The following is a 12,950-nucleotide window of genomic DNA, read 5'->3' as shown; positions in this document are numbered from 1 at the left end:
GCTTTCAAAATATTTTGAAAGTTTAATTTCTAAGTAGTAGGTAACTGGATTGTCTTGGCCAAACTCCGGCTCAGCCTAGACAATATGATTGGAAAAGTACTAGCCTGTTCGGGCCGCAATCGTTGCGTCGCTACTGTTCAAGTCAAGCCGGGAATACCTAATAACTCATTGGGATTTGGGCAGATCGATAAAAACTTAGCCCGGTCGGATAGGGAACAAACGCCGGGGAAATCGCCTGTTAAGCCAAGCATATCGGTCATTAGCTGGAAGTGCAAATGCGGGGGCCAGTCGCCGTTTTCAGGGAAAGGGCCAATCTGACCAAGTTGCTCACCGGCGCTGATGGCCTTACCAACAGATAAGTCGTTGAGCGATGTGCGGGTAAGGTGGCCGTAGAGTGAGTAAAGCAGTTTGCCATCCAAATTGTGCTCAAGTATGATGGTTGGCCCGTAGTCGCCGAAGTTATTATTATCCTGAAAGCTATGAATAACGCCATCCAGCGGGGCGAAGACTGGTGTTCCGGCGGCTGCCCAGAAATCAATACCCAGGTGGATTTCGCGAGACTCTTCAGTACCCGAAAAGTGTTCACTTCGGCGGTAAATAACCCGGTGTTCGTTGTATCCGCCCACGCCAACCTGTACGCCCGCCGTTCGCATTTTGCCAAACACGTAGTCCGAAAAGACAGCGGTATTGGTCAAATCAAGGCCGGTTTGCCGCTGTGATTCGGGAGCGAGGTCCGGGTTTGTCGCGGAGAAGTCAAGAATAAGGAACGGGTCTTTCTGAAAATCGAAGGGGAGTAGCATGGGTAAAATTAATCGACTGTAAGGCCAACAATAAGCATCGGTTAAACATAAGAAACTTTGCTTAAAAAAAGTAAGCGTCAGGGTACTAACTCGTTCGATGACCGATGGACTTTTGCCCCTAGTCTGTAGTCGGCGAGTGTTGGCGGTCTCAGCAATCAAGGATATATTTACACCTATTTTTTTATTTATGGTTCGCAGCTTAACGAACTTCGAGCAACATTATTCTTCGGCAAACTGACTACTTAACCTAATTTTATGGAAGTTACTGATGTAAAGCCTGTTCGCACGGCCACCTTGTTTGGCCACCCAATGGGCCTTTTTGTCTTGTTTTTTACCGAGATGTGGGAGCGCTTCAGCTACTACGGCATGCGGGCTATTCTCCTACTGTTTCTGATCGATACGGTTCGGGGTGGCATGGGCCTGAGTGAAGCTGATGGAGCTGCCATTTATGGTATTTATACTGCATCGGTTTACCTTCTGTCGCTGCCTGGCGGCTGGATTGCCGATAACCTGCTGGGGCAACGTAAATCTATCTGGTACGGCGGAATCATTATTATGCTGGGGCATATTATACTGGCCATTCCCTCTGGCAGTGGTCTGTTTTACAGTGGCTTATGCATCGTAGCCATGGGGACGGGGCTGCTCAAACCGAACATCAGCACCGTTGTTGGCGAATTATACCCCGAAGGCGGGGCTCGTAAAGATGCGGCTTTCTCTATTTTCTACATGGGAATCAACACAGGGTCTCTACTGGGTATTTCAATTGTGGGCTATCTGGGTCAGAAAGTCGGTTGGCATTACGGCTTTGGGGCAGCTGCCGTAGCGATGGCATTAGGCTTAGTCACGTACCGTCTGTTCGGGCAGCGTTACCTCGGCGACCACGGTCATTATGTGGCCCAGGAAGCGACAACAGAGGAGAAATCGGCGGATGGAAACCGCTCATTGCTCCTGTTTGTGGCATTCATCGTGGCCTTAATGGCAACCCTACAACTAACGGGTGTTCTCGATCTAACAACAGCACAAGGACTGGCCAAAGCGATGGGTACGATCATTTCGCTGATTGCCCTGTGTTACTTCGCGTATATTTTACTGACGGGTGGGCTGGATGCGACAGAAAAAAAGCGAGTTGTCGTATTATTTATCTTCTTTCTGGCAGCGGCTTTGTATTGGGCAGGCAATGAGCAACAGGGCTCCTCGCTGCAGATTTTTGCGGATCGATACACCGAATTATCGGTTTTTGGCTGGCAGATGCCATCGAGCTGGTTCCAGAATCTGAACCCCGCCTTTATCCTGATCTTTTCGCCCGTATTGGCCGCTCTGTGGGTTTTTCTTGCCAATAATAAGATCAGCTTCCCTGTGCCGGCCAAGTTCGCTGTCTCTCTATTATTGCTGGGATTGGCGTATGTGGTGATGGTGTTCGGAGCAAAAGTCGCTCTAACAGGCGTTCGTACTTCTCCTTTATTTCTGACCTTTACGTACCTGTTTTTTACTGTTGCCGAATTGTTTTTAAGCCCGGTAGGACTCAGCGCGTTTTCTAAATTAGCGCCCAAACGGTATACCAGTCAATTGATGGGACTCTGGTTCGTAGGATCGTCGCTGGGCAACCTCATTGCGGGGCTGTTTGCGGGTGGCTTCGATGAAAAAAACGTTCAGCAAATGCCTCAACTGTTCCAAAGTGTAGCGGTGTTTACATTGGTGTCAGGGTTTATTCTGCTGCTGTTTACCAAACCCCTGAAAAGATGGATGGGCGGGGTGGAATGATATAGGGTGTATGCTTATTCCGTGGGTCTTGTCCTCACGGCCCACTCTCGCGTCAGCAATCGCGTAACCATCCGGATAAATGGGCCGTGAGGACACGGCCCACGGAGTAGTAGAGCAGGCCAATACATCCTACATCCTATACCATACATCCCCCTCTACCCTCCTGCTTTTTTTGCTTTATAGCCCTTGCTGGTGAGCCATGCCAGCACTTTGTCGCGGTGGTCACCCTGAATCAGAATTTCGTTGTCTTTGCTTGAGCCGCCTGCCCCACAGGCGGCTTTCAGTTGTTTGCCCAGATCGGCTAGATCAGCTTCGGTACCGACAAAGTCGCGCACAGTCGTTACCACTTTGCTGCCTCCCAGTTTAACAAGCCAGATCTTAAGGTTCTGCTGAGCGGGCGGCAACGTTTCGACTTCGGGCTCGTGGCTGGATTGATACTGAAAATCCGGATCGGTGGAATACAGGATGCCCGTTCTGTTTTTCTTACTCATAAAGGGATCATTTACGCGTAAAAATAAGCCCTTTCCTTGAGTGCGCATTAAGCTTTGCGCCACCATTTTTTGACCCGATAGCCCTGCCATAACCAGAAGCCCGAAAGAATCACGGCGGGTAAGATTACATACTTGACCGCAAAGGCCGGTTCGGGCAGAGATGCTACAGGGCCGTAGATGTAGCCAAGAATGGGAATACTGGCCAGCATGTGAAACCAGCGAATGAGTTTACGTTCGGTAGCCGCTTTCATGAGGTTGGGTGTCAAAGTTCCAGTAGTTGCCGGACAGTGTCACCGTAGGTACTGCCAGAAGTGAGTTTTGTTCCTTTTTTATCACTCATGCCCAGCAGGAATTTGCCGTCAAAATGCCGGTGCACTTCGGCAATTTTGTGCCGGTTCACCATTACAGATCGGCTGATGCGCACAAACGTGTCCGGGAGTTTCTCGTTTAGTGTTGTCAGCGTATACGTCGTCAGAAATTTTTGTCCGTCCATGGTTGCTAGAAAGACATATTTATCTTCCGCTTCAAAAAAGGCAATGTCGGAAAGGGGGACCAGCTTGATCTTTTCGCCGGTTTTCACCGAGATCGAATAGATTTCTTTCTTCGGCTGCATTTGGGCCAACAGGCGCATGACACTCTCCGACATGGGGTTAACCGCGGGTTGTGCCATATCCTGCCGGTCGACCAGCGTCCTGATTTTCTGGACTGTGCGGGCCAGCCGCTCGGCTTCGATCGGTTTCAGTAAATAATCAATGGAATTTTCTTCGAAGGCACGTATGGCGTATTGATCAAAGGCGGTGGCAAACACGACCATCGGCATGGTTGTCAGGCGAGACAGCATCTCGAAACCATTTAGCAACGGCATTTCAATATCCAGGAAAATCAAATCAGGTTGCAGGCTTTCAATGAGCGTCAGGCCTTCGGCGCCATTGGCTGCTTCGCCAATAACGTCTATACTGTCGCGGTGCTTGTTCAGCAAGCGACGCAAGCGGCTAACAGCCAGCGATTCATCGTCAATCAATATCGTTTTGAAGGGAAGTGTCATGATCTGTTCGGTTAAGCATTGGGTGTTTCAACATCGCGAACACTCCGGATTTTCGTCATCAAAATAGAAATCAAGACCTGTTTGAGGGGCCAGTTTTGTAACTCAACTTTGGCCTCATCGCCGTAGAGAAGTTTGAGCTTATCCTGGATGCTGCGCAGCCCATACCCACCGCTCATATCATCGGGGAAAGCGGGCCCATTATCATGGACGCAAAGGTGTAATTCTCCGTTTTTCTCATAAATACGAACATCAATCCGACCCTGGTCAGCCCGCTTGGCGATGCCGTGTTTAATGGCATTTTCAACAACGGGTTGCAGCAGGAATTGCGGCAGACGAAGTTCACTAAGTGCCGGGTCGCTGATTTCAACACTGAACGTAAGCCGGTTACCAAACCGAACCTTCTCCACCTGCAAATACGTACGGACCATTTCCAGTTCGTCGGCCAGTGTTGCAAACAACTCGCCATCGCGCCCGGTCGAATAGCGAAAGAGTTTGGAAAGCAAAAGCGTCATTTCCTCCGCTTTGTCGGGGTCTTCGTGGACCAAACTGGCAATGCTGTTGAGGGCATTGTAGAGAAAATGCGGATTTATCTTGGCCTGTAACGCATCCAGTTCGGCACGGGTCTTTAGCTTTTCCAGATTGAGCAGTTGAAACTCCTGTTCGGACAGTTTGCGCGTCAACTGCCGTCCTTGTTGCAGTACGTATAGAAAACCATTGGCAACCAGCAGATCCCCGGCTATGTAAATATACCAGTCGGCCGTACGTTCAATGCCGCTGGGTAGCTTGGCCAGCGCGTCGATAAAGGGCTTTCCCAACGCATAATACAAGGCCGTATTAATCAGGAGAATGCTGAACATGACGCTTATGGTGATAATGAGATGCCTTGGCCAAACGGCTCGAAACTGACGAGCCAGCCAGCCTGAAAGTGCCCAGGTTATTAGAAAGCAGGCCGCTCCATCGACCATGTTCTGAGTGATCAGGAACTGATATAAACCCACCATCAGCGGGTTAGCAGCCTTCAAAATTAAATCTGAAAAGTAAATGATGGCATTGCATCCATACACCAGCAAGGCACCAATTAAGGCGCCGATAAGGGTTCCCCATCCTGGTTTTTGCAGAATGGTCGTCAGCGTAATGGGCTCTTCCCGGATATTGGTGGGTTCGGGGCGGTACTTACTGCGCCCCGAGAAATTAAATGAAGCTCCTTCAACGTTGGCTCCGCTCAAGTTGACATCTTCCAGCGAACTGAAGTTGAAATTGGCTTCGTAGAGGTCAGCGTCTGTGAAGTCAGCTCCGCTCAGGTTCGAAAAGCTCAGGTTTACCTGCCGGAGGATAGCCCCCCGAAAGTTAGCTTTGCCGAGGTTGGAAAAGCTAAGGTCAGCCCCCGTTAGGTCGAGCCCGCTGAAGTCAAATTTAGCCAGGTCGGTACCCCGCAACTGAATGCGTTTGCCATTCCTGCCAATGGTACCAATAAGTTGTTCGCGGGTCATACGCCGATAAGTCAAGTTTATTTACACGTTGCCAGGCGTGGCTCCATTTGTCTCAGGCCCCCTGTTGGCAACAGGGAACTGGCTGGTTTAAAAGTAGCAAATTTTTCAACGGCCTGTTTCAGTGCCGGGCAACCAGTATCAGGGCCACCAAATTGTTCGGATGCGTGCATAAGTAATAGTTTATCGATTAGGCGACAATTCACTGATTTTGGCCGCTGACCGGGTCAAAACTAGAGTATACCGCGAGGCATTGCCTGTTTTTTCCGACGAATGCCGGTAAGAACAGTATGAAATAGGGGAGGAGTGGGATAAATTTGGGTTAACATTTGGATTCGTACGTTGTTAGTGACGTAATTACCCATCTGCTTCCATTGACCTTGACTACCACGTTGATTACGTTTCCGCTTTCTGTTGGCCAATTGCGTCCCTGGCGTGAGGGCGACGAAGATTCGCTGGTTCGACACGCCAGTAATCGCCACATCTGGAACAATGTCCGCGATTTTTTCCCGTACCCGTACACACCACGGGATGCTCATTCGTGGGTTCGTTCGAACAAATCGTATCAGCAGCCCAACAACTTTGCCATTGAGGTTGATGGGCAGGCCGTAGGCAATGTTGGCTTCACGGTAAAAGATGACATTTACCGGTACAATGCCGAGATTGGTTACTGGCTCAGCGAGAGTTATTGGGGCCGGGGTATTATGAGCGAATCGCTGCCCATCATAACAAAATATATTTTTCAGTATTTTCAGGTAAACCGCATTTTTGCCTGCGTGCTCGAAGGGAATATTGGGTCAATGAAAGTGCTGGAGGCCGCCGGATACCAGCACGAAGCGATCCACCGAAAAGCTGCGGTCAAAAACAATCAGTATCTGGATGAGCATATTTTTTCAATGCTTCGGTCAGAACATCGGGAGCTAACCTAGTCAGTCACTGCGTATTCAGGCCAGAGTTTAAAGACAATACCGAATGCCTGAGGTGAATGAAGTAGAATCTTAAGCGTCAAAACGTCATCTTTGTAATTCGTTTGTCTAAAACAGTACCGCTTCGGCGGGAAGATTCGTTCATGCCGAAGATAGTGATTGCAATTGACGGGTATTCAAGTTGCGGCAAGAGTACAACCGCCAAGGCCGTAGCAGCTCGTATGAGCTACGGCTACATTGACACGGGTGCTATGTACCGGGCTGTCAGTCTTTATTTTATTCAGGAGCGAGTTTCTCTCTCCAATAGTAGAGAAGTAACGGCTGCGCTCGAAAAAATTCACATTACATTCAACCACAACAATCGCACGGGCAAAAACGAAACGTGCCTGAACAGCCTGAACGTTGAAGACGAAATTCGGAAAATGTACATTTCCAATATTGTCAGCGAAGTAAGTGCCATTCCAGAAGTGCGTTGGGCCATGGTGGCCCAGCAACAGAAAATGGGCCGTCGGCGGGGCGTTGTTATGGATGGACGCGATATCGGCACCAAAGTATTTCCGGATGCCGAGGTAAAGGTGTTTATGACCGCCGACACCTACACGCGCGCCCGCCGTCGACAGCAGGAACTCCTAGCAAAAGGCGAGTTGATAAACCTGGACGATATTATCCAGAACCTGGAGAAGCGTGACCTGATTGACACCACCCGAATTGAAAGCCCGCTCAGGCAGGCGGACGATGCTATCCTGCTGGATACATCGCACATGACCATTGAAGAGCAAGTCGATTGGGTGATCGAACTGGCCGACCGTCGCTTGGCTGAGTTGCACCGAAAAAAACAGGAATTAAAAAAGAAAGCGTAAGCCCCGAATGTGTAGCTAATTGGGTTAATGATGCAGTGCTCATGCGTTAACTACTTACGGCTTTTATACTCAGCGACTTCTACGACGCACGACGTCTATACCAAACCAAATGGCTGTTGATTTTCTGATTGTCGGGCAAGGAGTAGCCGGTTCGGTGCTGGCCTGGACACTCGACCAGCGCGGATGTACCGTGTTGCTAGTCGATGCACCGACGCTCCCATCAGCGTCGGCGGTGGCGGCTGGCCTGGTGAATCCGCTTACCGGTCGAAAACTTGTTCGCACCTGGAAGGCTGATGAATTGTTTCCTTTCCTCCACCAATTTTATAGCAATATTGAGCAGCAGCTTGGTGTTACGTTCTTTCATCCCAAGCATATCTACCGCCCCTTCAGGTCCGTTAGCGAACAAATGGATTATTCCGCCCTGGCGGCTGACCCCGACACGCAGCCGTATATTTATAAACCTGTTGATGATCAGGCTTATAGCTCGTTTATCAATAATCCCTTGGGTGGTCTGGAAGTAACACAGGCCGGGTGGGTCGATTTAACTGAGTTTGTTCGAATTGTTAAAGGCTATTTTGTTCGAAAAAATCAATTTTTTGAAGGAACAGTAAGTGTCAATGATCTGACTATAAACGATAGGAGCGTAAAGTGGCAAGGCGTCGATATTAATAAAGTTATATTTTGTGACGGGGTTCAGTCGCGCGAGAATCCGTTATTTGACTGGCTTCCTTACAATCCTGTGAAAGGACAGATTCTGACGGCCGTTGTCGACAATTACTCGATCAAAAACATAGTCAATCAGGGCGTTTTCATTCTGCCCGTCCGACCAGGTCTGATTCGGATTGGCGCAACTTACAGTTGGCACGATCTGGATTGGCAAACAACAGAAGATGGTCGTGCGTTTCTAGAGACGAAAGTGGCGGCTATCCTAAAGACTCCTTTTCAGATTGTCAATCAACAGGCGGGTATCCGGCCGTCGACTAAAGATCGGCGCCCGATTATTGGACTTCATCCAACCAAGCCAGCGGTGGGCATTTTTGGTGGTTTGGGTACAAAAGGCGTATCACTGGCGCCCTATCTGGCCGAACAGTTTGCCCGATACCTTTTAGATGGTGAAGATTTGGAGCCGGAAGCGAATATTAGCCGGTGCATTTCGTTATATCATGGCAGTTGATTAGTTTTCCGATTAAGGATTTTAAGTCGACCGAAACGTAAAACCAGATAAGTGGATTTGCGGTAAACGGTGAACCGGAAAGTTCTTGATCAGCGTCTTTTATACCTGTATGCGAAATCAATACATACTGATGTTGGGCCTGTGGCTGGGCGGATTGGGCGTGGCTACGGCACAAAACTATCCATCGCTGGAGCGGTTTGGGAAAAACCGTATTCAATACCGTAGCTTCGAATGGAAGATCATCCGAACGTCAAACTTTGAGATTTATTATTATCAGGATGGCAACCAGATTGCTAACCTGACGGCCCAGTACGCCGAATCGGAGTTTGACCGGATCACTGAGCTGTTGGGTTATACGCCCTATAATCGCGTCAAGATCTTTCTGTTCAATTCGCCGGAAGAACTGGCGCAAAGCAACATCGGGCTTACGGCGCAGGGTGGTTTGAGCAGCCGGGAACAAAATCTATCTAAATCCCGCGTTGAACTGGCCTTCACGGGCGATCAGATCAGTTTTCGTCAACAGATTATTCACGACATAGCCATGCTGTTCGTGTATGACATGCTCTACGGAGGAAGCCTCAAAGATGCCCTTCAAAGCTCTCTTTTATTGACGTTGCCGGATTGGTTTATGCCCGGAATCGCGTCCTACATTGCCCAAGGCAATAGCCTGGAATTGGACGATTACATGCGTGACGTTTCGCTGAATCGCCCCGTCAAGAAACCCTCGTTATTGTCGGGTGCTGATGCCGAACGGGTTGGGCACTCCATCTGGAACTACATCGTTCAGCGGTATGGTCGCGATAATGTCTCGAATATCCTGAATTTGACACGTATTATTCGAAATGAGCAAAATAGCATTTCCAGTACACTGGGTGTGCCATATAGTCGGTTTCTGCGCGAGTGGCGCGAGTATTACGCGGGCATGGCCAGTAGCGTAGCGCAATCGTATCGGGCCAGCACCGACGATTTTCAGATGAAAGTGGGCTCGTCCGATGACAAGACCTTGCTGATCAGCCTGAAACTAAGCCCTGATAAACAATTTATTGCCTATTCCGTCCTACGCGATGGCAAGTTCAGCGTTGAGGTTGTGAACACAACAAATCGGAAAAAGATGACTGTGCTCACAGGAGGTTATCGGCTCGATGGGCAAATAACTCAGACGAGCACCCCGTTGCTCGCCTGGCAGCGCGACAATAACCTGCTCGTTGTTACAGACGAGTTAGGGAAAACAAATCTGTACCAGTTCAGTGGTTTCGAGAAACGGCCTAAACGGGAATTCAAGCGGACGGTCAATGGGCTCTCGCAGGTTGTCTGGATGAATGCGTCGGACGATGGCGGTAGCCTGATTATGAGTGCTGACCGGAAAGGACAGAACGACTTATTCTTATACAGTATCAATCGGGGGTCTTATCAGCAGTTGACCAACGATCTGTACGACGATTTATACCCCGCGTTTGTTGGCCGTACGGCCCGTCAGGTCGTATTCAGCTCGAATCGGAAAGACGATACCCTGGGTGTCGATAAGGGCTCTTATCGTACCATTCGCGACCGGTTGAGTTTATTTTCACACGAAGGTAGCGCCCGTGATTTATCGCTGGTCCGCCTGACTGATTCACTATCTCAGGCAACACAGCCTATTCCGGCCAGCGAAACAACGATTTATTTTCTCAACGATGCCAATGGAATCCGGAATCTTTACCGGCTCGAAACCGAAAGTAAGTCGGTTAGTCAGTTAACCGCTTTTCCAGAAAGCATCCGGCTCTATGACCTCAAACCAGCGAATGGCGGGTTCGTTTATAGCAGTCTGAAAAATGGGGATGAATACATTGGATTCCGTTCGCAACTGAGCCTTACTCAAACGGCCCAGGCTCCGCCCACACAGCGAAGTATTGCCCTCAACAGGGCAAATCCATCAGCGGCCCCGCGGGTTAGCCCCGCAAAAACTGATTCGACCCAGCAGCCCAATCGGGCCACAACCGATTCAACGGCGGCAGGCCGTACTGAAGCCGGTGCACAACCTGCTTCCGGTTCAAAGCTGGCGCTGGAGCCGGGTGAAGTAGATACCGATAATTACCGGTTTGACCCTGAGGTAGTCAAGGCGGCCGAGTATCGCCAACGACGGTCGGTGACGGGTGTTTCGCCCGGCCTGACCACCCCGCTTCCCCGTAACCGACGCCGGGAAAATATCACAATTCGCGGTCCGTTCGACTACAAGGCTACTTTTGGTATCAACGAAGCGCCATCTAACTGGCGTGTCGACCCAATCAAGGGTTTTGGGTATGCACAAGAAGTTACGCTTACTGATCTGTTGGAAAATCATGTACTGCGAGCTGGTGGATTTCTTAGCTTAACCAACACACTGCGGAACAGCGATCTATTTGCCGAGTATACAAACCTAACACACCGCATTGATTATGGCGCCCGTGTAGATCGACAAACGCTTTTTGCGGAGGGGTCCGGTATCCTGCAAAAGTATCGATATAACCGGGTGGCCGTCTCTGCTTCATACCCAATTTCAGTAAATAGCCGGTTTACGGTGTCGCCATTCTACGCCATTACCCGGTTGATAGATCTATCGTCTTTTTCGGAGCCGGATCGTGTTTCGGATTATGCCGGTTTACGAGGTGAGTTTGTTTTCGATAACACCAAAGTAAACGGTATGAATATGACGGTTGGTACAAAAGCCAAGCTTCGCTATGAGGAGTATGCTGGTTTACGAGGGCCATCGCAGGGGTTCCGGCGGTTGTCGCTCGATTTGCGGCATTATCAGCGCATACACCGCGATCTGATTCTGGCTACCCGGTTTTCATTCAGTCAGTCGGGAGGAGCTGCCCCGAAGAAAAGTACATTAGGGGGAATGGAAAACTGGATTGGCGGACAAAAAGAACCCATTGCATCGAACCCCCTGCTGGTACCGAATACGATACAAAACGAAATTCCGTACGATTATCGGGATGTTTTTTTCCTGGATTTTGCTGCTCCGTTGCGAGGCTTCAATCAGGGCAAGCTAACGGGTAATAGTTACATGCTGTTCAATGCTGAACTTCGTTTACCGCTGATTCGGTATCTGTACCGCGGGAATATCACATCCAATTTTTTGCGTAATCTACAGCTGGTTGCTTTTACTGATATTGGAACCGCCTGGACAGGCAGTGGGCCATTCAGTCAGCAGAACAGCCTGAATACAGAAATTGTTGGTGGAGGAAGTATACCCTTCAGAGCAACCGTAACCAACTTTAAAAATCCATTCCTGATTGGTTATGGTGCTGGAATACGAACAATGATTTTTGGTTATTTTGTAAAGTTCGATTATGGTTGGGGATTAGAGGATCGCACGGTAAGCAAGCCGATTCCCTATTTAACCCTTGGGTATGATTTCTAAGTCAACGTACTGTTGCAGGCTAGCCGCTCCGAAAAGAGCGGCTATTTTTTTGCTCATCACACCACCGAACAATAAATAGGTACGATACTACCCTGCTTCATATCTATATTCGCCCACCCATAACAGGCAGTAGGTGAAAATGACTGCCATCTTCCTCTTTTCCTCTCTTTATCCTATCAAGTTGGTTAATAGACACCACTAGGTCATCCTCCTTGAGCCGCCTTAATTGAAGTAAGTAACCAAAATATAAATGAATATTTCACACTTGGCATAGTTTTCGCTAATCTCCTGCCACCATCTTCATGATCAACCCATTCCAGGTAATTGGCTAATAAGTGTCTGATAGTTCAACTGTATGAATGGTCAATCATGTTATAATGCCTTAATAACTAGGCTATTAATGGTTATTAACGGCAAGCCCATAGGCAAAAGTGTGGTTTGGCATAGTTTTAGTTGAATTCTAAGGGAGCATAAGAGCCCCTGGATTGCTGAGTAATAAACCGTGACCAATTGCCGGTCCGTCGGTCTGAATTATTTATGAACCTGCAGCTCTCAATTTGCAAACAGTAAACCGTCCAAAATTAAGTTGCAGATGGAAGAAGTATCTACGCTATATAAAACCCGTTTCAAGCCATTGACTCGTGCTAGATCAGCAACCGGCTATGGCTTGTCAGTTGGTCGGCAAAATCAGGTAGTTGCCTTTACCGGACGGTTAATCAGTTATATTCTGGGAGCACTGCATGGACCATTACTGTCCCTGGAGAAATCTATGTCTTCACACACGGTTAAGTTGTTGGCGACAACGACAACCACCTCTTCTGACAGTGCAGAGTGTCTATCTGATGAATTTGGCAGGTTTGATGGCGAGCCGCCTGATATACCTGGTTTGAGCCCATCTGGTTTTCGAACCCACCATTCACAAAAAGCCTCTACTAATTTTGCGCAACATCCAATGAATGAGCAATTTATACTAAAAAAATTAATTCACGGAGATCACCCACAGGCGGTGGCAGACACAGGTGGA

11 protein-coding genes are annotated in these 12,950 nt (G+C 48.9%); 5 read left to right on the top strand and 6 right to left on the bottom strand.

Annotated elements, in window-relative coordinates:
• Nucleotides 1-137: 137 nt before the first annotated feature.
• Nucleotides 138-800: a peptidoglycan DD-metalloendopeptidase family protein gene (locus SD10_RS19765; RefSeq protein WP_046576130.1), complete on the bottom strand. Its 663-nt coding sequence runs from the start codon at nt 798-800 to the stop codon at nt 138-140.
• A 255-nt stretch (nt 801-1,055) separates the two neighbouring features.
• Here SD10_RS19765 and SD10_RS19760 point away from each other — a divergent pair, with 255 nt between their 5' ends.
• On the top strand, nt 1,056-2,561 hold the full coding sequence (locus SD10_RS19760) for a peptide MFS transporter (RefSeq protein WP_046576129.1): 1,506 nt from the start codon (nt 1,056-1,058) through the stop codon (nt 2,559-2,561).
• A 155-nt stretch (nt 2,562-2,716) separates the two neighbouring features.
• On the opposite strand, the gene SD10_RS19755 is transcribed toward SD10_RS19760, so the two are convergent.
• The 5 genes from SD10_RS19755 to SD10_RS29695 are packed head-to-tail and all read right to left on the bottom strand — an operon-like array spanning nt 2,717 to nt 5,757.
• Nucleotides 2,717-3,052 (bottom strand): translation initiation factor, encoded by a 336-nt coding sequence (locus tag SD10_RS19755; RefSeq protein ID WP_046579843.1) that lies wholly within the window; start codon nt 3,050-3,052, stop codon nt 2,717-2,719.
• Nucleotides 3,053-3,099: 47 nt separating this feature from the next.
• Nucleotides 3,100-3,303 carry a hypothetical protein gene (locus tag SD10_RS19750; RefSeq protein ID WP_046576125.1) on the bottom strand — a complete coding sequence of 68 codons (204 nt, stop codon included), beginning with the start codon at nt 3,301-3,303 and terminating at the stop codon, nt 3,100-3,102.
• An 11-nt stretch (nt 3,304-3,314) separates the two neighbouring features.
• Complete coding sequence (locus tag SD10_RS19745) at nt 3,315-4,097, bottom strand: LytR/AlgR family response regulator transcription factor (RefSeq protein ID WP_046576124.1); 783 nt, start codon at nt 4,095-4,097, stop codon at nt 3,315-3,317.
• Nucleotides 4,098-4,108: 11 nt separating this feature from the next.
• Nucleotides 4,109-5,587 carry a histidine kinase gene (locus tag SD10_RS19740; protein WP_046576121.1) on the bottom strand — a complete coding sequence of 493 codons (1,479 nt, stop codon included), beginning with the start codon at nt 5,585-5,587 and terminating at the stop codon, nt 4,109-4,111.
• A 17-nt stretch (nt 5,588-5,604) separates the two neighbouring features.
• Nucleotides 5,605-5,757 carry a hypothetical protein gene (locus SD10_RS29695; protein WP_158500576.1) on the bottom strand — a complete coding sequence of 51 codons (153 nt, stop codon included), beginning with the start codon at nt 5,755-5,757 and terminating at the stop codon, nt 5,605-5,607.
• A 207-nt stretch (nt 5,758-5,964) separates the two neighbouring features.
• Here SD10_RS29695 and SD10_RS19735 point away from each other — a divergent pair, with 207 nt between their 5' ends.
• The 4 genes from SD10_RS19735 (at nt 5,965) to SD10_RS19720 (ending at nt 11,926) form a co-directional block, all read left to right on the top strand.
• Nucleotides 5,965-6,513: a GNAT family N-acetyltransferase gene (locus SD10_RS19735; RefSeq protein WP_394330449.1), complete on the top strand. Its 549-nt coding sequence runs from the start codon at nt 5,965-5,967 to the stop codon at nt 6,511-6,513.
• Between the two features lie 140 nt (nt 6,514-6,653).
• Nucleotides 6,654-7,370 carry a (d)CMP kinase gene (gene cmk / locus SD10_RS19730; protein WP_046576120.1) on the top strand — a complete coding sequence of 239 codons (717 nt, stop codon included), beginning with the start codon at nt 6,654-6,656 and terminating at the stop codon, nt 7,368-7,370.
• Between the two features lie 109 nt (nt 7,371-7,479).
• A complete protein-coding gene (locus tag SD10_RS19725) occupies nt 7,480-8,544 on the top strand; it encodes an NAD(P)/FAD-dependent oxidoreductase (protein WP_046576118.1) in 1,065 nt (354 codons plus the stop codon).
• A 109-nt stretch (nt 8,545-8,653) separates the two neighbouring features.
• Entirely contained in the window at nt 8,654-11,926 is a 3,273-nt protein-coding gene (locus SD10_RS19720) for a hypothetical protein (RefSeq protein WP_046576115.1), read from the top strand.
• Nucleotides 11,927-12,950: the final 1,024 nt, after the last annotated feature.

The sequence above is a fragment of the Spirosoma radiotolerans genome (genome assembly GCF_000974425.1).
Classification (GTDB): Bacteria; Bacteroidota; Bacteroidia; order Cytophagales; family Spirosomataceae; genus Spirosoma; species Spirosoma radiotolerans.
This window is presented reverse-complemented; position numbering and strand designations above follow the sequence as displayed.